The organism is Streptomyces sp. NBC_00158 (assembly GCF_045160885.1).
Taxonomy (GTDB): Bacteria; Actinomycetota; Actinomycetes; order Streptomycetales; family Streptomycetaceae; genus Streptomyces.
The window spans coordinates 1,607,501-1,632,310 of record NZ_CP108161.1 but is presented as its reverse complement, the minus strand read 5'-3'; the positions used below and the strand labels follow the sequence as shown (position 1 = coordinate 1,632,310).

Below are 24,810 nucleotides of genomic sequence, written 5' to 3'. Positions count from 1 at the left end.
AGGGGCGGGGTGACCACCGGTCACCCCGCCCCTTCGTACGTACGCCGGTTCTACGGGTGCCGCGCCTGGAGGAGCTCCTCCAGCTGCTCCTCGCGGGCCTGGGCGGCCACGAAGAGGAGCTCGTCGCCCGGCTCCAGCGTCTCCTCGCCGTGCGGGGTGAGCACGCGGTTGCCGCGGATGATCGTGACCAGGGAGGTGTCCTCCGGCCAGGCGATCTCGCTGATCTGGGTGCCCGCGACCGAGGAGTCGGCCGGCAGGGTCAGCTCCACGAGGTTGGCGTCGCCGTGGCTGAAGCGCAGCAGCCGCACCAGGTCGCCGACGCTGACGGCCTCCTCGACCAGGGCCGACATCAGGCGCGGCGTGGACACCGCGACGTCGACGCCCCAGGACTCGTTGAAGAGCCACTCGTTCTTCGGGTTGTTCACGCGGGCCACCACGCGCGGGACCCCGTACTCGGTCTTCGCGAGCAGCGAGACGACCAGGTTCACCTTGTCGTCGCCGGTCGCGGCGATGACCACGTTGCAGCGCTGCAGCGCCGCCTCGTCGAGCGAGGTGATCTCGCAGGCGTCGGCCAGCAGCCACTCCGCCTGCGGCACCCGCTCCACCGAGATGGCGGTCGGCGCCTTGTCCACGAGGAGCACCTCGTGGCCGTTCTCCAGCAGCTCGCCCGCGATGGAGCGGCCCACGGCCCCGGCTCCGGCGATCGCGACCCTCATGCGTGTGCCTCCTCGGGGCCCTCGGCGAAGGCCGCCTCGACCTTGTCGATCTCGTCCGTGCGCATCATCACGTGGACGAGGTCGCCCTCCTGGAGGACGGTCTGCGAAGTCGGCAGCGTCGCCTCGCCCAGACGGGTGAGGAACGCGACACGGACGCCGGTCTCCTCCTGCAGTTTGCTGACCTTGTGGCCGATCCAGGCCGCGGACGCGTGCACCTCCGCGAGCTGCACGCCGCCGCTCGGGTCACGCCACAGCGGCTCGGCGCCCGAGGGGAGCAGCCGGCGCAGCATCTGGTCGGCGGTCCACCGCACGGTCGCGACGGTGGGGATGCCGAGGCGCTGGTAGACCTCGGCGCGCTTGGGGTCGTAGATGCGGGCGGCGACGTTCTCCACGCCGAACATCTCGCGGGCCACGCGGGCTGCGATGATGTTGGAATTGTCACCACTGCTGACGGCCGCGAACGCGCCCGCCTCCTCGATCCCGGCCTCCCGCAGCGTGTCCTGGTCGAAGCCGACACCGGTGACGCGGCGGCCGCCGAACGAGGCCCCGAGCCGGCGGAATGCGGTGGGGTCCTGGTCGACCACGGCGACCGTATGCCCCTGCTGTTCCAAGGTCTGCGCGAGGGCGGAGCCCACCCTTCCGCAGCCCATAATGACGATGTGCACGGCCGTCCTTCCGGCTGACAGCTGCTCGCTGGTTTCCAGCCTCATTGCATGCTCTGGCTAATCAGGGTCTCAGACCATGGCCCAAGCTACACACGGGCGGTCACCAGTGTGACCATTTGGGGTCCGGCGGGTGCTTCATTGGAGGCGCATTGGTGCGGATCGGGGGCAGGGGGTTCGTCAGCCACATTTCGAACGCTTACGATCCTCTGCGTGTCCAAACTGACCGACGTGCCCAAACGGATCCTGATCGGCCGGGCGCTGCGCAGCGACCGCCTCGGGGAAACGCTCCTCCCCAAGCGGATCGCCCTTCCTGTGTTCGCATCCGACCCCCTCTCCTCGGTGGCGTACGCCCCCGGTGAGGTACTGCTGGTCCTGTCCATCGCGGGTGTGTCGGCGTACCACTTCAGCCCCTGGATCGCGGTCGCGGTCGTCGTGCTGATGTTCACCGTGGTCGCCTCCTACCGGCAGAACGTCCACGCCTACCCCAGCGGCGGCGGCGACTACGAGGTGGCCAACACCAACCTCGGACCCCAGGCCGGCCTCACCGTGGCGAGCGCCCTGCTCGTCGACTACGTCCTCACGGTCGCCGTCTCCATTTCCTCCGGAGTCGAGAATCTCGGCTCCGCCGTCGATTTCGTCATCGAGCACAAGGTGCTCTCCGCGATCGTCATGATTCTGCTGCTCACGCTGATGAATCTGCGCGGAGTGAAGGAATCCGGGAAGCTCTTCGCCATCCCGACGTACGTGTTCGTCGGCGCCGTGTTCGTGATGATCGCCTGGGGTGCCTGGCGCGGCCTCGTGATGGGCGACACGATGGAGGCCCCGACCGCCAACCTGGAGATCAAGGCGGAACACCAGGGACTGGCCGGCTTCGCGCTGGTCTTCCTGCTGCTGCGCGCGTTCTCCTCCGGCTGTGCCGCCCTGACCGGCGTCGAGGCGATCAGCAACGGCGTACCGGCCTTCCGCAAGCCCAAGAGCAAGAACGCGGCCACCACCCTCGCCCTCATGGGCGGCCTGGCCGTCACCATGTTCTGCGGGATCATCGGCCTGGCCATGGCCACCGACGTGAAGATGGCCGAAGCCCCCGCCACCAACCTGCTGGAGAACGGCGTACCGGTCGGCGACGGGTTCGTCCAGCACCCGGTGATCTCCCAGGTCGCCGAGGCCGTCTTCGGCAACGGCAGCTTCCTGTTCATCGTGCTGGCGACCGCCACCGCCCTCGTCCTGTTCCTGGCCGCGAACACCGCCTACAACGGCTTCCCGCTGCTCGGCTCGATCCTCGCCCAGGACCGCTACCTGCCGCGCCAGCTGCACACCCGCGGCGACCGCCTCGCGTTCTCCAACGGCATCGTGCTCCTCGCCGGCGCGGCCATACTGCTGGTGTGGATCTACGACGCCGACTCCACGAAGCTCATCCAGCTCTACATCGTCGGCGTGTTCGTCTCCTTCACGCTGAGCCAGATCGGCATGGTCCGGCACTGGAACCGCCACCTGAAGGCCGAGCGCGACCAGGCCGCCCGCCGCCGCATGATCCGCTCGCGGGCGATCAACACCTTCGGCGCCTTCTTCACCGGCATGGTGCTGGTCGTCGTCCTCGCCACCAAGTTCACGCACGGCGCCTGGGTCGCCCTGCTGGGCATGCTGATCTTCTACGGCACCATGACCGCGATCCGTAAGCACTACGACCGCGTCGCCGCCGAGATCGCCGCCGACGAGGGCCCCACCGACGACAGCGTGCGCCCCTCCCGGGTCCACTCGATCGTCCTGGTCTCCAAGGTCCACAAGCCCACCCTGCGCGCCCTGGCCTTCGCCAAGCTGACCCGCTCGGACAGGCTGGAGGCGCTCAGCATCAGCGTCGACCCGGCCGAGACCAAGGCACTGCGGGCCGAGTGGGAACGGCGCGGGATCAACGTCCCGCTGAAGATCCTCGACTCGCCCTACCGCGAGATCACCCGGCCGGTGGTCGAGTACGTGAAGGGGCTGCGCAGCGAGAACCCGCGCGACGCGGTCAGCGTCTACATCCCCGAGTACGTCGTCGGACGCTGGTACGAGCACCTCCTGCACAACCAGAGCGCGCTGCGCCTCAAGGGCCGGCTGCTGTTCACGCCCGGCGTGATGGTCACCTCGGTGCCCTACCAGCTGGAGTCCTCGGAGCTCGCCAAGCGGCGGGCGAAGAAGCGCCAGGAGTGGAACGCCCCGGGCGCGGTGCGCCGCGGCCCCGTCGACACGCCGCGGCCCCGCCAGAAGGACCCGGCGGGCAAGTAGTCCTGGTGGTGAACGGCCGGAGGAGACCCACGTAAACTGGTGGGTCGGTCCTCCGGCCGTTCTTTTTCCCTTCCTCCCCTTGATCCTTGGAGCCTCCCCACCATGACCGAGCAGAACGAGAAGCAGTCACTGGTCGGGGAGGAGTACGAGGTCGAGGTCGGCCCCGTCGCGCACGGCGGCCACTGCATCGCCCGTACGTCGGACGGCCGCGTCCTGTTCGTCCGCCACACGCTGCCGGGCGAGAAGGTCATCGCAAAGGTCACCGAGGGCGAGTCGGACTCCCGCTTCCTGCGCGCCGACGCGATCACCGTCCTCACCGCCTCCAAGGACCGCGTCGAGGCCCCCTGCCCGTACGCCGGCCCCGGCAAGTGCGGCGGCTGCGACTGGCAGCACGCCAAGCCGGGCGCCCAGCGCCGGCTCAAGGGCGAGGTCGTCGCCGAGCAGCTGAAGCGGCTCGCCGGGCTGACCCCGGAGGAGGCCGGCTGGGACGGCACCGTCATGCCGGCCGAGGGCGACAAGCTGCCCGCCGGGCAGGTCCCGCAGTGGCGCACCCGCGTGCAGTACGCGATCGACGAGACGGGCCGGGCGGGCCTGCGCAAGCACCGCTCGCACGACATCGAGCCCGTCGACCACTGCATGATCGCCGCCCCGGGCGTCAGCGAGCTCGGCATCGAGAAGCAGGACTGGCCGCAGATGGCCACCGTCGAGGCGATCGCCGCGACCGGCTCCCAGGACCGCCAGGTCGTCCTCACCCCCCGCCCCGGCGGCCGCCTCCCGCTCGTCGAGCTCGACAAGCCGGTCTCCGTCCTGCGCGTCGAGGAGAAGGACGGCGGCGTGCACCGCGTCCACGGCCGCCCCTTCGTCCGCGAGCGCGCCGACGGCCGTACGTACCGCGTCGGCATGGGCGGCTTCTGGCAGGTCCACCCGCAGGCCGCCGACACCCTGATCAAGGCCGTCATGCAGGGCCTGATGCCGCGCAAGGGCGAGATGGCCCTCGACCTCTACTGCGGCGTGGGCATCTTCGCGGGCGCCCTCGCGGAGCGCCTCGGCGAGACCGGCGCCGTCCTCGGCATCGAGTCGGGCAAGCGCGCGGTGGAGGACGCCCGCCACAACCTGGCGGACTTCCCCCGGGTCCGCATCGAACAGGGCAAGGTCGACACCGCCCTCCCGCGCACCGGCATCACCGAGTGCGACCTGGTCGTCCTGGACCCGCCCCGCGCGGGCGCCGGCAAGCAGACGGTCCGCCACATCGCGAGCCTCTCGGCCCGCCGCATCGCGTACGTCGCCTGCGACCCGGCGGCCCTGGCCCGCGACCTGGGCTACTTCAAGGACGCGGGCTACCGCGTCCGCACGCTGCGCGTCTTCGACCTCTTCCCGATGACCCACCACGTGGAGTGCGTGGCGATCCTTGAACCGGTCGCTAAGAGCTCCTGACCTGCAGGTTTGTCGATGTGCATTATGTGCGTTGTGGGCGTTACGGGCGATATCTTGACGCTGATCTGACGCTCGTGACGCTCATTTGACGCTCGTCCGGAGCAATTTCTGATGCAGTGTCAGCTCTCGGTGGGGTGCCTCATGGGCCGGGCTTGCGCCCGGCCTGGGGGCGGCTTCGCCGCGTGTCGCGCGGTCTGGCGTCGGCCTCATTCGCTCACCGGCTGAGCTGGCCCCTACGAACACGCTCTGTAGCGGATGGTGAAGTCAGCCTCGTCGTCCCGCTGGGCGCTCACGTGATCCGGAGTCGGTCAGGGGCCGCGTGAGGATGGTGCAGATCTCGCCCTCGGAGCAGGTGTCGAGGTCGGTGGGGTCGGGCGCCGCGATGGCCGGGGCCCAGCGGCCGCGGTGTGCTGCGACATCCTGAACCTCTTCGCTGGCCCGTCCTTGGCCCAGCAGTGGCAACAGGCGCACCCCGAGGTACGCGGGGAGATCGGCAGCCAGGCATGCGCCGTCCAGATCGGGCAGGGGGTCTTCGGCCCGGTCCTGCGGGACGACTGACCGATGTGACGGTCATTGCAGGCCGGAGACCTTGAAGACCTTGCGGGCCGTCTCGCCGTCGATGCGCGTGGCCAGGCGGCGCAGTGCGGGCGCGCCGCGCAGCAGGGTTCCGCGCCGGATCGATGTACGGGTGTCCGTACAGCAGCGCCAAGACATCATCGGCTTCCTCACCGGACACACCCCGGAGCCCACATGAAGCCCCCGATGCCCGCCACGGACACCGTCCGCACCTCCATGGACGCCTTGCTCGCCGAGGCGGCGGCCGCCGGGCGCCGGGCCACGGTCACCGCGGTCGAGCGGCGCCTCGACGTCACCCACGCCACCTTCTACCGTCACCCAAGGCCTGATCACCGCTATTTCCAACCCCGCGTGACGCCTGCCAGCCAGCCGGAAATCCCGTTTCAGGACACCGAAAACGGCCAGAACAACCTGAGGCGCCTGCGGCAGGAGAATGCCGGCCTGCGCAGGACCCTGTACCTGTACGAGGAAGTCATCCGCCGGCTCGCCGTTGAAAACGACGCCCTCAGGCAGCGAGTCACCCTCATCGCGCTGCCCACCGGCGAAGGTTGGCGCCGGTGAGGTCGGTCGGCGCTCAGAACCCCTTGCCGAGCGCGCCGAGTACCGCAGGGTCCATACCGCCGTATTCGACGACCGGACGCGGCTCAGGCCCTCGCCCCTGAAAGCGGGGGCGGATTCCTATCAGTCCCTTTGTGCCTTCGGCCGCCCACGGGGCGTCCGACTCCGGCAAAGACACGCGGATCCGATAGGGGCCCGCTTCCCAGCAGATCTCACTCATGGTCCGCAGCTCCTCTGCTGAATTGATCGCAATCTCCCACGTCAAATCTATGTGGGCACCCCACGCGCACAAGGGGCGTAAGTCCTACCGCTGCGGGGCCGTAAGTCACGGGCCAGCCCTGTTGGGGACAGGGTGGGCGGTTGAATGGCACCGGCGCCCGGTATCACCGGGCGCCGGCGCCGTGGATCATCGGCCGTCGGCAGCCAGGGGGCGCAGCGTGCGGTGCACGGCGATCGCGAACGCGGCCAGGCCGGCCGCGAGGACGATGAGCTGGCTCAGCACGGGGCCGTAGAAGAGGCCATCAAAGAGGAACTGCGAGAGGAAGCCGGTCAGGCGGGTGCCCAGCGGCAGGCCTGCGGCAACGCTGAGTACGCCGGCGATGAGCGCCATCGCGGCGAGCATGGGGCGGACGGCGAGGGTCGGGCGGTTCGTCACGGGTTCTTCTTTCCGAGGCGGGAAGTTCGATAGGGAAGACGTTAGGAACCGTGACGGGGTCTTGCCTTCGGCGAAAAGTCGGTGATGTGCGGGCGGCGAAAGTATGAGTCCTCGGCCCGGAACATACTTTGGTATACGAGTGTGCGGGGACAGGTCGATAGGGGGGCGCTCGGGGCTGGGAAGTTTTCCCGGCCCGTACTCTTGAGCGTTATGGATTGGGGAAAGAGGGACGGCGTCGGCCGGCGCCGGGGCATCGACATGCTCGTCGTGGCCGGAGCCGCGGCCCTGTGCGTGACGGTGGGTTTCGCGCAGACGCGCGGCCTGCGGGTGTACCCGCAGCTCTCATCGCTCGCGTTCACCGGGGTTCCGCTGGAGGGCCGGCTGCCCGTGCTTGTCGCGGGCTTCGCGCACTACGGGCTGGTGCCGTTGGCCGGCAGTGCGCTGCTCCTGTGGCGTAGGCGCCGCCCCGTGGCCGTCGCCGTGCTTCTGGTCCTCCTGTCGACGGTCACGACACTGATCCCTGCCGCGCTGGCCGCCCTGTTCACGGTCGCCTCCGTGCGCTCGGCCCGGACCACGGCCGCCATGACCGCGCTGGCCCTGCTTCCCCTGCCCCTCTACGTGGCCCTGCAGCCGTCTCTGTCCGCCGTTCCGCTGGCCACGGCGGTGACCGGCGGCGTGCTGGTCGGCGGCGCCGTGGGCTGGGGGCTGTTCCTGCGCGCCCTGCACGATCGCGGCGAGCAGGCCAGGTCGCAGGCCCTGCTGCGTGCGGAGCAGGCTCGCCAGCGGGAGCGGGAGTCCCTGGCCCGGGAGATGCACGACGTACTCGCCCACCGCCTCTCCCTGCTGAGCGTCCACGCCGGCGCCCTGGAGGTGAATCCCGGCGCCCCGCCCGAGCAGGTGGCGCAGGCCGTCGGAGTCATCCGCTCCAGCGCCCACCAGGCCATGGAGGACCTGCAGCAGGTCCTCGGTGTCCTGCGCACCCCGCTCCAGCCCGAGGGCGCCCGGCCGGAACCGCCCCAGCCGACCCTCGCCGACCTCGCCCGCCTGATGGACGAGTCCAGGGCCGCCGGCATGCGCATCGACGTGGGCGACGACATCACCCACCGCGCCGCGGTGCCCGCGACCACGGGACGGACGGCGTACCGGATCGTGCAGGAAGCTCTCACCAACGCGCACAAGCACGCCCGCGGTCAAGACGTGCGGATCACCCTGCGCGGTGCCCCCGGACGTGGGCTCGACCTGGAGGTCACCAACACGATGCCGACGACCGGGCACAGCCAGCCCTCACTGCCGGGAAGCGGATCGGGCCTCGAAGGCCTCCGCGAACGTGCCGCCCTCGTCGGGGGCGAACTGGCCTACGGCCGCGAGGGGCAGACCCACCGGGTCTGGGCACGGCTGCCGTGGCCCGCGTGATCGGAGTCATCGGCGTTCTGCTCGTCGACGACGACGCCCTGGTCCGCGCCGGACTGCGGATGATGCTCGCTTCCGCCCCCGACATCGCCGTCGTCGCCGAAGCCGCCGACGGCAGCGAGGTCGAGGCGCTGGTGGACGAACACCGCCCCGACCTGGTCCTGATGGACATCCGCATGCCGGGCGTCGACGGCCTGGAAGCCACCCACCGACTGCGGGCCCGCCCCGGTGCCCCCGAGATCGTGATGCTGACGACCTTCACCACCGACGACTACGTCCTGCGCGCCCTGCAGGCCGGTGCGGCCGGGTTCCTCCTCAAGCACACCAGCCCCACCCGCATCATCGAGGCGGTACGGCAGGCCGCGGCAGGCGACCCCGTCATGTCTCCCGAGGCCCTCAGCCAGTTGATCGGGACCGTCACCGCCCCGGTCGCCGCACCGGACCCGCGGCCCGCCCCGGCCACCGCCACGCGGGAACAACTCGGCCTGCTCGGCGACCGGGAACTGGAAGTTGCCCTCGCAGTCAGCACAGGCAGGACCAACGCCCAGATCGCCGAGGACCTCTACATGAGCGTCCCCACCGTGAAGTCCCACATCTCGCACATTCTCACCAAGCTGAGTCTCAACAACCGCGTCCAGATCGCCCTCCTCGTCTACCGAGCCGGACTCACCTGACGGCGCAAGGCGGCCGGGGCCGGCGGGCTCGTGTCCACGCCGCCCGGTTTCCCTACCTCACGCAACCAGCTCTGGGCAGGAGCGTAGGGAGGTCGCAGTCTGAGGACTATGCGGACCCCGGCGAGAGCAGGCCGACTTCCAACTCGGTCGGCTACCGTGCGCCCAGGTTGCCGGAGACCTCGATCGCCGACGGCTCCGGAACAGCCGAGCCGATGGTGCCCAACTGTGCGACCCCCTAAATGCTCTGTAGACCCTCCGAAGGACTGTCGGCGCCTTCCATGCCTTCCGCGGCCTCTGCTACGCCCGGGACAGACGTTCAGCATCGCCTCCCGCGCGAGCGGGTCGACGCCTGCCGGATCGGTCGTGCCCCAGACAAGAGCCAGTCGTACAAGGGGCCGGACCTCAGTCCTCTTCTCCTGCGAGGACGCGGTCGGCCGCGTAGTGCGGGCAGGACAGGCGGTGCCACGTCACCGCGAGGTGATCCCCGGCCGCAGCGATGGTGCGGGCCTGCCCGTCGGCCGGTCCCGCTGCGCAGTGCGGGCACAGCAGGGTCTGGGTTCTCAGCTCGGCCGACGCCACAGCTTTACCGCCCATTCCTGCCGCTGGGAGACCGCACCACGGCGGAGACAGTCAGCTCCAGAAAGCCGGCATCAGCGTTACTGTCCACGTCGTCCATCTCGCCCTGCTCGGGCCAGCGGCCGAACGATCCGGCCTGGCCAGGCAGCGCAGCTGGGGGCGGCACGCCCTTGGCGCTGCAGTCCCCGTCGATCATTCGGTCCTTCTCCCCGCCCGCTGGGGCCCGGAATACCGCAGACAGCCTGCAAAGCAGTGAAGTCTGTGTGGCGTCTCAGGATATGGGTGGCACCCGCGGTCCGAGGGCGCACCACGGGACCTCCAGTGGCTCAGGGCGTGGCGGTTCGCAGGGATGTGAGGTGGGCGTACACGACGACGTTGGCCGGGTATCCGGCCTTCTTCGTGTACGTGCCGCCGCAGGTGATGAGGCGCAGTTCGGGACGGCCTGTCGCGCCGTAGACCTGTTGGTCGGGGAAGTTTCTGCGGTCGTGGATCTCGATCGCGTCGACGGTGAAGGCCGCTGTGGTTCCGTCCCGGCGGAGCACTTCGATGCGCTCGCCCTTCTTGAGGGCTCCGAGTTGGTAGAAGACGGCGGGGCCCTGTTTGTTGTCGACGTGGCCGGCGATGACGGCCGTGCCGTCGGAGCCGGGGGGTGTGCCGTCCGCGTACCAGCCGGCGAGGTTCTTGTCGTCGGGCGGAGGCGCTTGGAGGCTGCCGTCGGCTTCGAGGCCCAGTGCCGTGAGGGGGGCGTCGATGCGGAGCGAGGGTATGCGGACTCGTTCGGGTTCGGCGGGGGCCATCGCTACGGGCTGGGAACCGGCTGTGCGGCCGCGGTCTTGGCGGCGCTCGTCGCTCAGTTCGCCGAGGAGGCGGCGTTCGGTGCCGAGGAAGCCTTGGGTTTGGGAGGGCTGGGGCGGCGGCTGGGGAACGTCGTCGGTGGTGATCAGCCAGATCCCCACGGCTGCCGTGAGTACGGTCACGGATCCGATCGTCCGGTTCCCCCGGCGACGCCCGTCCGGCATGTACGCCCCCTGCTCGGTGTGTTATCGGTGCCCGGCAGCGGCGCCGGAACCGGGCTCGGGGCACCGGATCCGACACCACTGTGGTGGTGCGGCCTTGGGCCGCAGGTCGGTCAGGCCTGGCCGGAGGCCGACCGCCGACGCACCATCAACACACCGCCCACGGCTGCGGCACCGAGGGCGCCGATCCCCATCGCGAGGTTGGTGCCGGAGCCCTGGGTGCCGCCGAGGCCGGTCTTCACCGCTCCCTTGGGGTGGGCCGCGGAGACGGTGAGGGTGCCGGTGAAGGGGCCTTCGACGTTGCCCTTGCCGTCGTCGCAGACCACGGAGACCTCGTAGGAGCCGGGCTTGGTGTTTGCGGGAACGGTGCCGACGCCGCCGACTTCGTTCTTGAGGGTGGCGAGCTTGACGGTCGGGATGTCCGAGCCGGTGGAACCGGTCTTGAAGGTGGCCAGGCCTTCCTTGCCCTTGCAGTTGCCCCCGTCGAAAACGGAGAACTGGCCTCCCGGAGCGACTGGGTTGGGCTGGATCACGACCGGGTTGGAGGCTGCGGCAGCCGGGCCGGCGAGGCCGAAGCCTGCCGCGAGGACGAGGGCACCACCGGTGAGTATCGAGGACGTACGCATGGTCTTCTCCCCTGGACGCGGCCACGGAGCCACCCCCGTGTAAGGCAGGAACCGCGTCCCGGGATCAGCACACGACCGGCCCCCATCCGGCGCATCTCGGAACAGGGCCACCCCTTCGGCGTGTCGCGTACACGCCAGGACTTCGGAATCGGCAAACTCGCAGGTCAGATTGCATATCAGGCGGTTCGATCATGAGGTTGCAGAGTTCGGCTGAACGGATGACGGCTCCTCACGTCTGGATCACCTGGTGGCGGTCAGACCGGTGGCACACACCCTGCCTGTGCCGCCCTGGCGCCCCAGCCTGTTCGGCGCGGGCGGCAGGGTGCGCACGACTCGAGAGCCCGCACCGCTGGATCAGAGCACGGGCCACTGGACGCCCAGCTCGGCGAGCGCGGCTGCCGGCGGACCCGTTGAAGTGGCTCTGCATCTTCGCCCAATCGGGGGGACTTGTGGAATCCCATGCGATGCCTGCGCCGCCGATCGACCAAGATCGCCGCATGAGTAATCCCATGACGCGACGTCATATGCTGGGTGCGACAGCAGTAGTTGGCGCCACCACCCTCCTCGGCAGCGGAACCGCGGCATCCCCGGCCCGGGCCGTATCGGGTCCCGCGCCCTCGCGGCCCCTCGCAGCCGATGCCGTTTCTGAAGAGAGGGCCTTCCTGGAAGGCTTGAAGCAGGTCGCGGACCCGCAGTGCGACGAGGCCGTGACCGACGCCTTCGAGCGGGGGCGGGGTGCGGCTGTCAACGAAGCCCTCAAGGGGTGGGGGACCAACGGCCAGGCCATCCCCGAGGGGCTGCCCGCCAAGCTGCGCGACTTCCTGGAGACGACCCGTCAACTGCCGTCCTGGGTCGACCCGCAGGCACTGGCCGCCGGTCACCGTTTCGGCATGGCGCACGCGCAACAGATCTCGTTCGCCGCAGTGCTGTACGTGACGCCGGAGCGGATGCGCTTCCCCGCCGCAGCCGCGGCCATCATCGGGATCGAGGGCCCGCACGACAACAAGCAGGGCTTCGCCAAGGCGCTGCGCGCCGTGGGCGACATCCTGCACAAGACCCCCTACGGACCCCAGGGGGCAGGCTTCGTCACGCCGGCACGGGTACGGATGGCGCACTCCGCCGTGCGCTACCTGCTGCACACCGAGGGGCACTGGGACACCGGCAAGTGGGGCCTGCCGATCAACCAGTTGGATCTGCTCGCCGAGGGAAGCCTCTTCACCAGTCGCCTGATCGACCACCTGCCCAAGCTGGGCGTCCACCCCAGCGAGGAGGAGGCGGAGCACTACTACCACGAGTGCCGCGTCGGCGCGTCCCTGATGGGGGTCTCCGAAGTCGGCATGCCCTCGACTCTGGCCGCGGCGCGCAAGCGTGCGGTAGTGGGGGACGCACTGCACGCGCGGGTGACGCCGCAGTCCGCGAAGTACGTGCGGGCGACGATCGAGTACTTCTCCTCGCTGGTCGGCCCGAAGGAGATGACGGTGCCGCCGGCTACCGCTCTGGTGCGGTACATGATCGGTGACGTGGACGCCGACGCCTTCGGCCTGGCCCGCTCCTCGTGGGATGCGGTGGTGCCGTCCGCCGTGCACGGCTTCTTCACCGGCACCCAGGCGGGCGGGCTGCCGACACCGTCGGCGACGATGACGCGCGTGGCGGTCCAGATGGTGCAGCGCGCGATGAACGACGGCAAGGAGATCGACCTGACCATGCCCCTGCACCTGTACGGACACCGGTAGCGGGCAGGATCCGCTCCGTCCGGCTGCGAGGTCGCCATCACCACGCCGAGCTTCGGGCGGAGTTGGTGTCCACTCCAGCGGGTGGGGTGTGGGCGAATGCTGTCGGCGGGCGCCACGCATCGGCGGCCCACGACTGCGCCTGCCTGACTGCGTGGCGGCTCCCCGCGAGCGGCGGATGACGGACCCGGCCGGTCGTCCCGGCCGGGTCTCTGCCGGTGAGGCGGCGCCGGCCGGTGGTAGCGGTCCGAGGGCTGGTCAGGGAGTCAGCATGGCTGTCTCAGTGTCTTCGTTCACCGCGAATCCACCTCGATCGGGTACGCCGTAACCCGGTGGGCGAGGAGGTCGTTACGTCGGTGTTGCAGGTACACACCGCGTCCCCTGCGGCATCCACAACACGGGCCCGGGAGATCCATCACCTCTAGGACCCGGGCACCCCTCGGCCGGGGGCCGGACGCCTGGTTGCGCCCGTCCCGCCCCCGCCCTGGACGCCTGCGCAACCCCAGACACCGCGTCCGTAGCGCGTGCGGCCCGTGCCGGTCGGCGGCCCCTTTCGCCCCGAAGGCCGGGTGCCCAGCGGCCGTGCGCGCCGCGCCACCGAGGAACCCCGGTTCCCTTGCCCGAGACGGCAGCTCGACCTTCACCTGGTGGCGGCCGCGGCTCTCAGGTGTGGAACGGGGGCTCCTGTACAACCGGATTGCCGGTTCCAAGAAGGCGCTTCTAGCCAAAGACCGCCTAGGTTCAGGCCCGGGGAGGGCAGCACCTCGGTCCAACCCACATGATCATTCCGTGACCACGTTGGGTCGGGGCGATTGCGGAACCAGCTGGCACGGTGAGCACGCGCATCGCAAGGCCGCAGTACCTCGCGCGGAACGGCATGGGGCCGGTCCGCCTTCTGGTGAAGAGCTCGATGGAGGGTGTCGATGGACCGCTCGCACCGGTCGCGCGCTGCTTGCGTTCGCAGTGGCTTCAAGGCCCGGGAGGGGGCCCGGTGATCCCGATATCCTCGCCCGCCCACGAAGCCACGGACCCGCTACTCTTCCTGGCCGAAGTCCGGGCCGTGGTGGAGCCGGAAGTCCGCAAGGCCGTCGGGCGTCTGCCCGCGTCGGCGCGGGCGGTCGCCGGATATCACCTCGGCTGGGTGGATCCTCAAGGTGCGCCTGTCTCAGAGCCCGCGGGGAAGTTCCTGCGTCCGGCGCTGGTTCTCCTCGCCTGCGAGGGCGCCGGCGGACGGCAGGAGCAGGCACTGCCGGCAGCGATCGCGGTGGAGCTCGTCCACAGCATGTCGTTGCTCCACGATGACGTCATCGACGGAGACGCGCTGCGCCGTCACCGCCGCACCGCCTGGTCGGTGTTCGGCCTTCCAGCCGCGATCCTGACCGGCGACGCCTTGCTCTCCCTGGCCGGACGTGTCCTGTTCGAAGCGGCGGCTCCTTTGGGTTCGGCGGGCCCGGCGCTGCTCGATGACGCGGTCCAGCAGCTCGTCGAAGGCGAGTTCGCCGACACCTTGGCCGAGGAGCGCGATCAGGTGCCTCTCGTGGATGGTTTGGCCACGGCGGCCGCGAAGACGGGTGCGCTGATCGCGCTGTCCTGCGTCCTCGGGGCTCTCGCCGCAGGAGCCGGGCCCACGCAGGTCGCCCATCTGCGGCGGTTCGGATACGAGGTGGGAGCGGCGTTCCAGCTGACCGACGACATCCTGGGCATCTGGGGCGACCCCCAGGTCACCGGGAAGCCCGCCCGGTCCGATCTGCGAGCGCGCAAGAAGTCCCTGCCCGTGATCGCAGCCCTCTCCTCCCCTCACCCGGCGAGCGAAGAGCTGGAGCTCCTGTACCGGTCGCCCGGAGAACTCTCCGAAGTGGATCTCGTGAAGGCTGCCGAACTCGTGGAAGCGGCCGGCGGGCGTGCCTGGGCGGAGCGCGAGGCCCATCTTCGCATCGCCGACGCGCTGTCCAGCCTGGAGGCAGCAGCCCTGACAGGGCCGGCCCACGACGGCCTGAGCGCGCTCACCCGGATGATCACCAGCCGGGATCGCTGAACACCAGCCCACCTCCATTGCCCTGCCCAGCGGGGCCGAATGCACCGTGGCTCACCGGCCCGGACCTTGGCCTCACCCGCACGCATGCCCCGTACCGTCGAGCTTTGGGAGCCGATCATGGATGGATCTTCACTGAACGGCCTGGTGTGGCCCACCTGGCACATTCCCTTTCCCCACCGGCAGAACCCGGCCGTCCGACAGGTGGAGGCCGCGCACTTGGAGTGGATGGACCGCTTTGGTCTGGCGCCGACGGGCAAGGCGATGGAGCACTACCTCAAGGCGCGCAACGTCGAGGGCAACGCCTGGTTCTATCCCACCGCGTCGCTGGAGGACCTGATTCTCCTGACGAACATGATGGGCTGGTTCTGGATCTTCGACGATCAGTTCGACGACGGTCACACCGGCCTCGATGTCGCCAAGGCCAAAACCATCGCCACCGGGATCATCCCCATCCTCTACGGTGCTCCGGCCCCCGCGAGCGCGCCCGCCCCCTATCAGGGGCTCGCCGACGTGGTCGGCGCGTTCGGCAAGCGCCTGGGCCAGGACAGCATGCGGCGCTTGGGGCGCGGCATCAGCCAGTTCATGCTGGCCTACATCTGGGAGACCGAGAACCGCTTCGCCCGCCGCCACCCGAGCCTGCGCGAGTACATCCACATGCGCGTGCACAGCGGCTGCGTCGTCCCCGTGTACGACGTGGTCGAGCTCGCCGAGGACGTGGCGCTGCCCTACCGGTTCCGCGAATCGGTGTGGGTGAACGACTTCCTCTTCGACGCCGCCAACATCATCAACTGGCAGAACGACGTGGTCTCCCTCGTCAAGGAAAGCAACCAGCACTCGGTCAACAACCTCGTCTACATCCTGCAGAACGAAAAACGGTGCACCCTCCAAGAGGCCGTCGACCAAGCCCACACCATGTCGAGCGGCCTCAACGAGAACATCTTCCGCGCCCAGCGACAGCTCCCGGAGATGATGGACATCTTCAGCCTCGACACCGCCGAGCGCGACTCCGTCCAACGCTGGTTCGACGGAGTCCTCCTCGCCCTCGGCGGCTGCATGAAATGGACCGAGATCGTCCACAACCGGCACCTGCGCTACACCACCGCCCTCGACGACATCGACCGCGGTACGCCCGGCGCCAACCCGGCCTACCTCGCCGACCTGCTCCCCGACGACCAGGTCCGCAGCCTCGGCCGCAACGGCGCCTGACCCCTAAACCCGCGCGAGCCCTCCCGGCAGTTCGCCCTTGTCCCCGGCACGCCCCGGCCGGACCCGGCAACAGCCCCGGGCCATCGACCGGGTCCCCGGCCTGCCGGGGACCCGGTGCCCTCGCGCCCCCGCTCGTCACCTCCGCCACCGAAGAGGACCTCCGCGCATGCCCGGCACCCCCGAAGAGACAGCACTGGATCACCGGCCCCCAGGTGAGAACCCGTCGACGGACGGCGGCTTCGCCCCCGCCCGTCCGCAGTCGGCGCCAGGAGCCTGGCCGCTGGCCGGGCACGTGCCGTCCCTGATCCGCCGGCCCCTGCGATTCGTCACCTCGCTGGCCGCCCATGGCGACATCGTCCGGATCCGGCTCGGCCCGTTGCCCGTCTACGCCCTCACCCACCCCGACCTCGTGCAGCAGGTCCTGGTGGACGACGCCCGCAACTACGCGCGGGGCCGCATCTTCGACAAGGCGGGCCCGTTCCTCGGCGACGGCCTCCTGGCTGCCTCCGGCGCCGAGCACCGCCGCCAACGCCGCATCCTGCAGCCCGCCTTCCACCGGGAGCGGATCGCAGCCGCCACCCCGGCGATCCTGCGGGCAGCACAGGACACGAGCGACTCCTGGAAGCCGGGGCAGAGGATCGCGGTCGACCGGGTCATGAACGAGCTGTCCCTGACCATGCTCGCCAAGACCCTCTTCCAAGCCGAGGCCGGCGCGCCCGCTGCCGCCCAGATCCGCAGCTCGCTGCCCGTCCTGGCCGGCGGGCTCATCGTCCGCACCCTCATGCCCGAGTGGTGGACGCGGCTCCCCCTCCCCGGAAACCGTCGCTTCGATCGCGCCGTGCACTCCATGAGCACGGCCATCGACGACGCAGTCCACTCCTACCGCGCCAACGGCGAAGATCACGGCGACGTGCTGTCCGTGCTGCTGGCCGCCCGGGACACCGACGGGCACCCGCTGACCGACCGGCAGATCCGCGACCAGCTCATCGGATTCGGCCTCGCCGGAGTCGAAACCACCGGCGCCAGCCTGGCCTGGATCTTCCACGAACTCGGCCGGCACTCCGACATCGAAGCGCGCGTCCATCAGGAGATCGACACCGTCCTCGGCGACCGCCCGCCCACCCACGCCGACGTACCCGCGCTGAAGTACACCGGCCGCGTCATCACCGAAACCCTGCGCCTGCACGCCTTGTGGATCGTCATGCGCCGCACCCTCGACCCCGTCCGACTCGGCGAGGCCACCCTGCCCGCCGGCACAGAGATCCTCTACAGCGCCTACGCCCTACACCGCGACCCCCGCTGGTTCCCCGACCCCGAACGCTTCGACCCCGACCGCTGGCTCCCCGACCGTGCACGCTCCATCCCCAAGGGCGCCTACATCCCCTTCTCGGCCGGAGCCCACAAGTGCATCGGCGACTCCCTCGCCTTCACCGAGATGGCCCTCACCGTCGCGGTCATCTGCCGCCGCTGGCGCCTGCGCCCCGCCCCCGGGGTCCGCGTCCGCGAGGTCGCCCGCGGCGACGTTCATCCCAACCGGCTCCCCATGACCGCCGAACCCCGCAACCGATAGACGGCCCGCACCGCAGGCTCCGGCCGTCGAGTGAGCACTCACCACGCCCGACCACATCCCGGCACCACCCGGGGGACGTCGCGCCGGACCGCACCCAGTCCATTAAGCCGGGGCGTCCTCGGTCCCGTCGACCGTGCTCGGCCTCGTCCCCCGTGGTGGACAGCCAGGGACGAGGCCGACGTCGGAATGCGCACGAGTCGCCGGCCCTCGTGCGCCTGTTCTCAGGGGTTAGAAGACGTTGTCCTTGGCCTGGACGTCGACGGAGGCGCCGGCGGTCTGGAAGAGGTCGGCGGCTCGCTTGGCCGCGTGCCTGTCTTCGTAGGCGACGGTGAACGAGTTGTCCTGGCGGTCCAGCAGGTCCGCACGTTCCTCCCCCGAGTACTCGGGGTTCCGCTCGGAGATCAGGGTGTCGAGAACGTCCTTGTCTCCGCCCGTCACCGTGACGTGCCAGGTACGGTTCTCGTCCCGTTCGGCCTCCTTCACCTCCCGCGACTCCTGCTCGTTGTACGGCCGGTTTCCCGTGAGGTCGTTGCTGCCGTCGAATCCAGACATGGTGATCTCTCCAGTAGTGGGTTGTCTTGGGCCTTGCGTTCGTACGCAAAGCGCGAAGGTCGGTATGCCGGATTCCAAGAATGAGTCCGGGGGTGACTAGCTCTGGCCCTGGTCCATGAGGGTGGAGCGGCCGGCGGCTGCGGCCGGCTTGTCGAAGCCCTCAGGTGCGTCGATGACGAGGCCCAGGCCATCCTGGTCCGCATCCGCCTCGGTTGCATCGGCCCCAGCCATCAGGCCGTCGGCTTCGTCGTGGGAGCCCGGGAGTTGCGCATCGGACATACGACACTTCCTTCATAGGGGAGACTGTGGGAGCGGAATACTGCGAGGCACCCTTCCACAACCGAGAGTGATCAAAGATCCACTCTCTGGCTGAAAGGGGTTGTGGAGATCGCGTGTCTGCCGCGCGGCCGTAAGGGAAAGCTGGGGCTGAGGCCCAGGCCGAGCCTGAGCCGCAGGAATGATGTGGCCGGAAAGCCAGCCTGACCTCACCCGATCGGGCGCGGAGTACCCACCGCGATCCGGCGTCCGCACGGCAGGCCGCCGCCATCCGCGCGGGTGAATGAGGGGCAATCAGGCTGCGGCAGGCCCTGTCGCCTTCAACGCTGTGCCCATGAAGATCCGGCGCCTATTCGCATCCCTGGCCGTCATGGCCCCGTTGCTCGCAGCAGTCCCCGCGGCGGAGGCCGCTTCGCCGCTTGCGCCGCCCCCGCTTGGAGCGCCGGCCGCAGGTCAGCGTTCTGCAGGGGCGATGCGGGGATCAGTCACCGGCCGGCGATGAGGCCCGTGATGAACTTGCGGCAGCGGCCACGGTGGACGGGGTTGATGCCGTGGATGAGTTGGGCCCCGTAGACGGTGGCGGTGCCGGTTTCGGCGGGCAGGACCCTGGGGCTGCCGGTGACGGTGTGGATCCAGGACGTGTCCTGCTCGCCTCGGGAGATCTTGTCGTGGGGCGCGATGCGGGTGAACCGCATGCCGGGCTCGTAGCCGACGTGGGGTCCGGCATCGAGCCGTGTGTCCCAGACACCGTCGCCGGGGCCGCTCTCGATGAAGAACTCGCCTCCGGCGGTGGCGTCCTCGATGGTCACGCCGATCCGGGCGACGTGGCGCGGATGGGCCAGCGGATCGGGCCCGATGCCATCGAGGTGACGGACCGCGCCCTCGCCGGGCCCGAACTCGATGAACTGCCACGGCGACGCGCCCCGCGCCGACGGGAACACCTGACGGATCTCCGGCAGATGCCGGGCGACCGCGCTGTCGAGTACCTCGTGCACGCGGGCAGGCAGGTCTTCGAGTTCCTCGCCCACATAGGCAGGCCGCCAGCCCGTGGCCGCGAGATGATCGTCAAGGAGCGCGGTGAGATCGGAGATCTCTTTCGGGTCCAGGAATCCGGACACGGTGCGGACGGCGAGCGTCTCGGTCAGGGTGATCACGGTCATCCCTTCAGGTCTGCGACGGGAGCGTCAGGCCGCACGAGGCGGGCAGGCAGGCCTCATCCTCGAACAGTGCTCGGGAGCGCGGCGGGGCGCGGCAGCGGCGCACGGGGGCACATGCACGGCTCCCTCACGGCCTTCTTCGCCCGCCTAGTCTCGACTCTCTCCCAGCCGTGACGACCGACGAGGTTTCCCCGTGAATGAGCTCGACGACTACGCCGCCAAGATGGCGGCCCGCTTCCACACCTTCGACCAGGACGGCGACGGCCGCATTACCCGCCGGGACTTCCGGCTCATGGCGGAGCGGGTCGCGCGGGCCTTCGACGTCGTCGACGGAACGGACCAGGCCGCCGCCCTACAGGAGGCGGCCGACCGGTACTGGGAAGGCATGGCCGCCCTCGCGGACCGAGACCTCGACGGCCGCATCACCCGCGGGGAATTCGTCAGCGCCGCCCTGGCAGGCCTGCACCAGGACCCGGAAGCGTTCACGCGGATCGCCCTGCCCTGGCACCAGGCGGTGTTCACGGCCGCCGACCGCGACGGCGACCGCCGCATCACCGTGAGCGCGGTGCATCGCATGCTGGTCGCGCTCGGCGCGGAACCGGACCAGGCGCGGCGCGTCGCCGCCGAACACCGCACCGACCCCACCGGGCACATCACCGAGGAGGAAATCCTCGCCGCCGTCACCGCCTACTACACCACCAGCGAACCCCAACGGGCCTTCGCCGTGCCCGCCTGACGCGTCTCGTCCGGTACCGCGCGAGACGGCCGTGCCGGATCCTTTCCCGTCGGCTCGTGGCCACCGCCGGCCGAGGGCTGAGAGCCGGTAGCGGCCGCGTTTCGCCCGTCGGCCGAAGTCCGGGTCCGCCGCCGTGACCGCGCCTTCGAGGAATCCCCGCCGGGCATCCGCGGAACGGGGATTCTGGTCCTCGCGGAGTCAGCAATTCCCCTGAATGCCGAACACCGAAGATCATCCGTTGCTAGCCTCCGAGCGTCGCCCCCGAGGCCGTGCTCCGGTCCAGTCGGCCTCGTGTCGACCGGGCCAGGCCGTCCGAGCCGTGAACGGGGCGTTCCCGCATCCTCGGAAGGCTCCCTCACATGACCCGACGCATTATCGCCGCCGTAAGCGCGGCCATCGCCTTACTCGCTGCGACTCTCGTGAGTGCGGCCCCTGCTCAGGCCGTGGGCGGCTCGCACTGCAGCGTCGTCACCGGCAACCTGCACTACGAGCCGGCTCTGACCCTCCTCACCAAACCGACCACCCTCACCATCCAGGGCAGGGGGGAGGGCTGCGTCGGGATCTCGGCCCTGGCCAGCCCCCAACAGCCCCTCGGCACCAGTGTGAGCTGGATGGAAATCAGCGGGACTTTCACCGGCAGCGCCTCCACCCTGCTGTCCAGCTACACCGGCACCGCCACGATCATCTGGCACCTGGCAGACGGCCGCACCGTCGCCACCCCCCTCAACGCGACCTGCGCCCTCGGCGCCGCCGGTATCTGCCCGTTCCTGGGAAGGGTCACCTCCGGCCCCGCCGAGGGGCTGGACATCGAGCTCACACCCATGGGCCCGGCCCTGAACCTGCTCGGCCCCGTTTCCGACGCCCCCTACGTCGAGCTCGCCGCCACTGGCAGCAACGCTCGCAAGTGCTCATACGGCCTGCTCTTCAACGACAACCGACTCACCTGCGACTACGCCCTGTGAACCGAGCGGTCGAGCCGCTGGCCCTCGGCGGGCAGAAGGTCCGGGCTCTGGTCGAGGGACTGACCTCGTGTGAAGACGTTCCCGCCAACCTGCGCGAGCGGGCAGCGGAGTTCAAGCCCTCTCTGCAACTGATCGAGACCTCGCTCAAGACCGGCACGCTGACAAAGCCGGCCCCGAAGCCGTAGGCGTCTCCCGTGCACCTGCGACAGGGCGGGTCGTGACCAGTTTCATCGCGCTGCTCAGACCTCACGGGCGACCGACGGCGCTACGAGATCGAGGGAGGTGGTCTTCGTGGAGACCCAGGGGGATAGCGCGACCGGCTACGGCCGTGTTTGTGTGACGGCCCCGCGTTCGCCTGGCGCAGAGCTGGCGGTGGAACCTGGCCTTGCGGTGGAAGGGGGTTCCTGTCCGGGTGGCACGGGGCCGTCGATGTGCCGTACAGCGGCTACATGCTCTCCATCTCGCCGTCGGTGTCGGCGTGCTCGATCGTGACCTCGGTGCCGTCCTCAAGGGTCCCCACGGTGATCTCCGTGCCGTCCTCGGCGGTCGTGGTGATGAACTGCTCGGTCATGGGTGTGCTCCTTCTCGCGTACGGGGCGGGGTGGGGCGGCGTCGCCGTGATCTTGCGTGGGACGCCGCGAGGGGACCCTCCCATAGCCGAGAGTGATCAAGGATTCGCTCTTTGGCCGAAAGGGGTTGTGGGAACCTGCGTACCTCGCCTGAGTAGGTGACGAAAGGCCGCTGCGGCTGCCCCGGGTCGCGCCTGAGCGCGGAAAGGCCATGGCTGGAAAGCCCGCCTGATCTCACCCGATCGGGCGCAAGGGCCAATCGTGATCTGCCGTTCTCAAGGCCGCCCCCCGCCATCCGCGCGAGTGAATGAAGGCGGATCAGGCTGCGGCAGGACCCTGTTGCCTTCAACGCTGTGCCAATGAAGATCCGACGCGTACTCGCATCCCTGGCCGTCGTGGCCCCGTTGCTCGCAGCAGTCCCCACCGCGGCGGCGGCCGTACCCCCGCCGCCCGCCAACCGGGACATCTGCAAGCGCCCCGGCGGCTACTACCAGCACAGGCAGGACGGCCGCTACTTCTACCAGTGCGACAACGCCTACCGTCCCTACCGGCACCGCTGCCCCGACGGCCTGCTGTTCAACGAGGAGGCCCGGCCCGGCCCGGTCTGCGACTGGCCCGACCAGGTCTACACCCACGGCCCGCGCCCCGCAGTGACCGCACTGCGCGCCGAGCCCGCCCTCTACGATCCCGACAAGCGCCAGGTCACCGGGCTCACCGCGATCATGAAGCAGGGGCTCATCGGCGAGAAGATCACCTTCACCACGATGACCGGTGTGGTGCTGTGCACCGCCACCACGGACAAGCCCGGCGGGTTCAACGCCCCGGGACCCGACACGATCAGCAGCGCGTCATGCAACAGCAAGACCGGGCTGACCGTCCCGGCCGCCACCCTGCTGCGTGGATACAAGGCCGTGTACGCCGAGAACTCCGAGATCGCCCACCCGGACCAGGCCACCGGAAGTATCAAGCGGAAATCTTGAATCCGTAGGCTGACGGGCCGGCCGGCCGCGGTCGAACCCGGCCAACCCATCAGCCGTGACCCCAGATGCCGCCTCCCGTCAGGCCGCCCGGCGGGGCCATCTCACTCCGCGGAAGGACCAACTGCGAGGCGGCCCCGGCAGTGGAGCCCTAGGTGTATTGATCACGAGCATTGTGGACACTCGGCCGTTCTGGATTCTGACGAAGAACCTCCGATTTAGCAGGAGTTGTCAGGAAACTCGCCGCACGGAAGCCATCACATTCCCGGCAGGTGGCGCGCAGACGAGTGCCGGAGCAGGCCCTACCGGTGTCCGTACAGATGCAGAGGCATCGTCAGGTTGATCTTCTTGCCGTCGTTCATCGCACGCTGAACCATCGTGGTCGCCATCTGGGTCATCTGCGCGGACGGCGTGGGCAGTCCGCCGGCCTGCGTGCCGGTGAAGAAGCCCTTCACAGCGGTAGGTACGACCCCGTCCCAGGTGGAGCGTGCGAGGTTGAAGGCGTCGGCGTCCCCGTCGCCGACCATGTAGCGCACCAGCGCGGTCGCCGGCGCCACGGTCATCTCCTTCGGGCCGACAAGGGAGGAGAAGTACTCGATCGTGGCCTGCACGTATTTCGCGGACTGTGGGGTGACCCGGGCGTGCAGGGTGTCGACGGCCGTCGCCCGCTTGCGGGCTGCGGCGAGGGTCGAGGGCATGCCGTCCTCCGACATGCCGAGGAGGTGGCCGCCCACGCGGCATTCGTGGAAGTAGTGCTCGGCTTCCTGCTCAGTGGGGTGGACGCCGAGCTTGTACAGGTGGTCGATCAGGTAGCTGGTGAACAAGTTTCCCTCGGCGAGCATGTCCAGCTGGCTCAGCGGGGCGCCCCACTTCGTGGTGTCCCAGCCTCCTTCGGTGTGCAGGAGGTAGCGGACGGCGGAGTGGGCCATGCGGACCCTCGCCGGGGTGACGAACCCCGACCCGGTGGGGCCGTAGGGGTCCTTGTGCAACATGTCGCCGACCGCTCGCAGGGCCTTGGCGAAGCCCTTCTTGTTGTCATGCGGGCCCTCGATGCCGAAGATGGCCGCCGCTGCGGCGGGGTAGCGCATCCGCTCGGGAGTAACGTCCAGCACCGCGGCAAAGGCGATCTGCTGGGCGTTGGCCCGGGCGAAGCGGTGCCCCGCGGCCATGAGGGACTGGTCGGCCCAGGACGGCAACTGCCGTGTCGACGCCAGGAAGTCGCGCAGCTTGGTGGGGATCCCGTCGGGGATGGCCTGACTGTTTGTACTCCATCCCTTGAGGGCCTCATTGACGGCCGCGCCCTGGCCCCGCTCGAAGGCGTCGGTGATGGCCTCGTCGCAGGGCGGGTCAGCGATCTGCTTCAGGGCTTCCAGATGGGCTTTCTCCTCAGGGGGCACGTCGGCCGTGATAGTCCGTGCAGGTGCGGGGCCTGATGCAGCCCGAGCGGCGGGTGCCGGGGGCCCGCCTCCGAGGAATGTCGTGGTGCCGACCACCGCTGCGGAGGCGAGAACGTGACGTCGTGTCATGGAGCTGCTCATTCGACGATCTTGGTCGGTCGGCGCCGCCAGTACCGCATCGGAACACCAAGATCCGCTCGTTTGGATGACGGTGATCTCCATTTTTGTCGGCGACTCCACAAATCGGTCGCGCCCGGGTCTTCAGACCCTCATGGGCGAGTGCCCGTGGGACGGTGGCTTGCTTGGTCCATGCCGGCTGAAGGCGGGCCAGGTTGTTGGGAGACGGCCCGCCCGGCTGCCGGCTGCGTCTGGCCACGGTCCAGGCGTCGGCTTTGTGAGGGGGCCCTCGCCAAGGCCCTCCGTCGATCGCTGCACCGGCCGACACAAGCACCCACATGTCGGGGATGGCAGC

At 69.6% G+C, this 24,810-nt stretch carries 26 protein-coding genes and 1 pseudogene; 14 read left to right on the top strand and 13 right to left on the bottom strand.

The features are described from left to right. Nucleotides 1–50: 50 nt before the first annotated feature. Nucleotides 51–716 carry a potassium channel family protein gene (locus OG553_RS07240; protein ID WP_405978201.1) on the bottom strand — a complete coding sequence of 222 codons (666 nt, stop codon included), beginning with the start codon at nt 714–716 and terminating at the stop codon, nt 51–53. Beyond that, a complete protein-coding gene (locus OG553_RS07235; protein WP_405978200.1) occupies nt 713–1,381 on the bottom strand; it encodes a potassium channel family protein in 669 nt (222 codons plus the stop codon). The genes OG553_RS07240 and OG553_RS07235 overlap by 4 nt, the downstream gene beginning before the upstream one ends. A 210-nt stretch (nt 1,382–1,591) precedes the next feature. Between OG553_RS07235 and OG553_RS07230 the strand changes: the two genes are divergently transcribed. From OG553_RS07230 to merB, 3 genes and pseudogenes are all read left to right on the top strand, one after another. Next, a complete protein-coding gene (locus OG553_RS07230) occupies nt 1,592–3,646 on the top strand; it encodes an APC family permease (protein WP_405978199.1) in 2,055 nt (684 codons plus the stop codon). Nucleotides 3,647–3,748: 102 nt separating this feature from the next. Further along, nucleotides 3,749–5,080 (top strand): class I SAM-dependent RNA methyltransferase, encoded by a 1,332-nt coding sequence (locus OG553_RS07225; RefSeq protein WP_405978198.1) that lies wholly within the window; start codon nt 3,749–3,751, stop codon nt 5,078–5,080. Nucleotides 5,081–5,464: 384 nt separating this feature from the next. Next, nucleotides 5,465–5,638: pseudogene (gene merB / locus OG553_RS07220) on the top strand (organomercurial lyase); the annotation flags it as partial. A 12-nt stretch (nt 5,639–5,650) separates the two neighbouring features. Here merB and OG553_RS07215 read toward each other — a convergent pair. Continuing rightward, complete coding sequence (locus OG553_RS07215) at nt 5,651–5,797, bottom strand: hypothetical protein (RefSeq protein WP_405978197.1); 147 nt, start codon at nt 5,795–5,797, stop codon at nt 5,651–5,653. A 45-nt stretch (nt 5,798–5,842) separates the two neighbouring features. On the opposite strand from OG553_RS07215, the gene OG553_RS07210 reads away from it, so the two are divergent. Continuing rightward, nucleotides 5,843–6,217 carry a hypothetical protein gene (locus OG553_RS07210; protein WP_405978196.1) on the top strand — a complete coding sequence of 125 codons (375 nt, stop codon included), beginning with the start codon at nt 5,843–5,845 and terminating at the stop codon, nt 6,215–6,217. Nucleotides 6,218–6,620: 403 nt separating this feature from the next. On the opposite strand, the gene OG553_RS07205 is transcribed toward OG553_RS07210, so the two are convergent. Next, nucleotides 6,621–6,869, bottom strand: a complete 249-nt coding sequence (locus OG553_RS07205; protein WP_405978195.1) for a hypothetical protein — start codon at nt 6,867–6,869, stop codon at nt 6,621–6,623. A gap of 210 nt (nt 6,870–7,079) precedes the next feature. Between OG553_RS07205 and OG553_RS07200 the strand changes: the two genes are divergently transcribed. Together OG553_RS07200 and OG553_RS07195 are read left to right on the top strand one after the other, a co-directional pair. Continuing rightward, nucleotides 7,080–8,282 (top strand): sensor histidine kinase, encoded by a 1,203-nt coding sequence (locus OG553_RS07200; protein WP_405978194.1) that lies wholly within the window; start codon nt 7,080–7,082, stop codon nt 8,280–8,282. Then, nucleotides 8,282–8,953 carry a response regulator gene (locus OG553_RS07195; RefSeq protein ID WP_405982981.1) on the top strand — a complete coding sequence of 224 codons (672 nt, stop codon included), beginning with the start codon at nt 8,282–8,284 and terminating at the stop codon, nt 8,951–8,953. The genes OG553_RS07200 and OG553_RS07195 overlap by 1 nt, the downstream gene beginning before the upstream one ends. A gap of 402 nt (nt 8,954–9,355) precedes the next feature. Here the strand turns inward: OG553_RS07195 and OG553_RS07190 are convergent, their stop codons facing one another. The 4 genes from OG553_RS07190 to OG553_RS07175 all read right to left on the bottom strand — a co-directional run bounded on the left by OG553_RS07190 (nt 9,356) and on the right by OG553_RS07175 (nt 11,171). After that, on the bottom strand, nt 9,356–9,532 hold the full coding sequence (locus OG553_RS07190) for a hypothetical protein (protein WP_405978193.1): 177 nt from the start codon (nt 9,530–9,532) through the stop codon (nt 9,356–9,358). Nucleotides 9,533–9,536: 4 nt separating this feature from the next. Continuing rightward, entirely contained in the window at nt 9,537–9,725 is a 189-nt protein-coding gene (locus OG553_RS07185) for a hypothetical protein (protein WP_405978192.1), read from the bottom strand. A 130-nt stretch (nt 9,726–9,855) separates the two neighbouring features. Continuing rightward, entirely contained in the window at nt 9,856–10,548 is a 693-nt protein-coding gene (locus OG553_RS07180) for a class F sortase (RefSeq protein WP_405978191.1), read from the bottom strand. 110 nt (nt 10,549–10,658) lie between these two features. After that, a complete protein-coding gene (locus OG553_RS07175; RefSeq protein ID WP_405978190.1) occupies nt 10,659–11,171 on the bottom strand; it encodes a hypothetical protein in 513 nt (170 codons plus the stop codon). A gap of 671 nt (nt 11,172–11,842) precedes the next feature. On the opposite strand from OG553_RS07175, the gene OG553_RS07170 reads away from it, so the two are divergent. The 4 genes from OG553_RS07170 (at nt 11,843) to OG553_RS07155 (ending at nt 17,712) form a co-directional block, all read left to right on the top strand. Beyond that, the gene (locus tag OG553_RS07170; protein ID WP_405978189.1) at nt 11,843–12,904 is read left to right on the top strand and encodes an oxygenase MpaB family protein; all 1,062 of its coding nucleotides are present in this window, start codon (nt 11,843–11,845) and stop codon (nt 12,902–12,904) included. Nucleotides 12,905–13,733: 829 nt separating this feature from the next. Continuing rightward, nucleotides 13,734–14,936, top strand: a complete 1,203-nt coding sequence (locus OG553_RS07165; protein WP_405978188.1) for a polyprenyl synthetase family protein — start codon at nt 13,734–13,736, stop codon at nt 14,934–14,936. A gap of 117 nt (nt 14,937–15,053) precedes the next feature. After that, the gene (locus OG553_RS07160) at nt 15,054–16,142 is read left to right on the top strand and encodes a hypothetical protein (protein WP_405978187.1); all 1,089 of its coding nucleotides are present in this window, start codon (nt 15,054–15,056) and stop codon (nt 16,140–16,142) included. Between the two features lie 166 nt (nt 16,143–16,308). Continuing rightward, nucleotides 16,309–17,712 carry a cytochrome P450 gene (locus OG553_RS07155; RefSeq protein ID WP_405978186.1) on the top strand — a complete coding sequence of 468 codons (1,404 nt, stop codon included), beginning with the start codon at nt 16,309–16,311 and terminating at the stop codon, nt 17,710–17,712. A gap of 228 nt (nt 17,713–17,940) precedes the next feature. Here OG553_RS07155 and OG553_RS07150 read toward each other — a convergent pair whose 3' ends face one another. From OG553_RS07150 to OG553_RS07140, 3 genes are all read right to left on the bottom strand, one after another. Next, on the bottom strand, nt 17,941–18,264 hold the full coding sequence (locus tag OG553_RS07150) for a hypothetical protein (protein ID WP_405978185.1): 324 nt from the start codon (nt 18,262–18,264) through the stop codon (nt 17,941–17,943). Nucleotides 18,265–18,360: 96 nt separating this feature from the next. Then, nucleotides 18,361–18,543 (bottom strand): hypothetical protein, encoded by a 183-nt coding sequence (locus OG553_RS07145; RefSeq protein ID WP_405978184.1) that lies wholly within the window; start codon nt 18,541–18,543, stop codon nt 18,361–18,363. A gap of 482 nt (nt 18,544–19,025) precedes the next feature. Further along, nucleotides 19,026–19,700 carry a hypothetical protein gene (locus OG553_RS07140; protein WP_405978183.1) on the bottom strand — a complete coding sequence of 225 codons (675 nt, stop codon included), beginning with the start codon at nt 19,698–19,700 and terminating at the stop codon, nt 19,026–19,028. Between the two features lie 190 nt (nt 19,701–19,890). On the opposite strand from OG553_RS07140, the gene OG553_RS07135 reads away from it, so the two are divergent. The 3 genes from OG553_RS07135 to OG553_RS07125 all read left to right on the top strand — a co-directional run bounded on the left by OG553_RS07135 (nt 19,891) and on the right by OG553_RS07125 (nt 21,580). Then, a complete protein-coding gene (locus OG553_RS07135; RefSeq protein ID WP_405978182.1) occupies nt 19,891–20,433 on the top strand; it encodes an EF-hand domain-containing protein in 543 nt (180 codons plus the stop codon). 359 nt (nt 20,434–20,792) lie between these two features. Next, entirely contained in the window at nt 20,793–21,395 is a 603-nt protein-coding gene (locus OG553_RS07130; RefSeq protein ID WP_405978181.1) for a hypothetical protein, read from the top strand. Beyond that, nucleotides 21,392–21,580, top strand: coding sequence for a hypothetical protein (locus OG553_RS07125; protein ID WP_405978180.1), 189 nt, complete (start codon nt 21,392–21,394; stop codon nt 21,578–21,580). Before OG553_RS07130 ends, OG553_RS07125 begins: the two co-directional genes overlap by 4 nt. A 260-nt stretch (nt 21,581–21,840) precedes the next feature. Here the strand turns inward: OG553_RS07125 and OG553_RS07120 are convergent, their stop codons facing one another. Next, nucleotides 21,841–21,966 carry a hypothetical protein gene (locus OG553_RS07120; protein WP_405978179.1) on the bottom strand — a complete coding sequence of 42 codons (126 nt, stop codon included), beginning with the start codon at nt 21,964–21,966 and terminating at the stop codon, nt 21,841–21,843. Nucleotides 21,967–22,323: 357 nt separating this feature from the next. Between OG553_RS07120 and OG553_RS07115 the strand changes: the two genes are divergently transcribed. Continuing rightward, nucleotides 22,324–22,944 carry a chitin binding peritrophin-A domain-containing protein gene (locus tag OG553_RS07115; protein ID WP_405978178.1) on the top strand — a complete coding sequence of 207 codons (621 nt, stop codon included), beginning with the start codon at nt 22,324–22,326 and terminating at the stop codon, nt 22,942–22,944. 299 nt (nt 22,945–23,243) lie between these two features. Here OG553_RS07115 and OG553_RS07110 read toward each other — a convergent pair whose 3' ends face one another. After that, nucleotides 23,244–24,338, bottom strand: coding sequence for an oxygenase MpaB family protein (locus OG553_RS07110; RefSeq protein WP_405978177.1), 1,095 nt, complete (start codon nt 24,336–24,338; stop codon nt 23,244–23,246). Between the last annotated feature and the right edge of the window lie 472 nt (nt 24,339–24,810).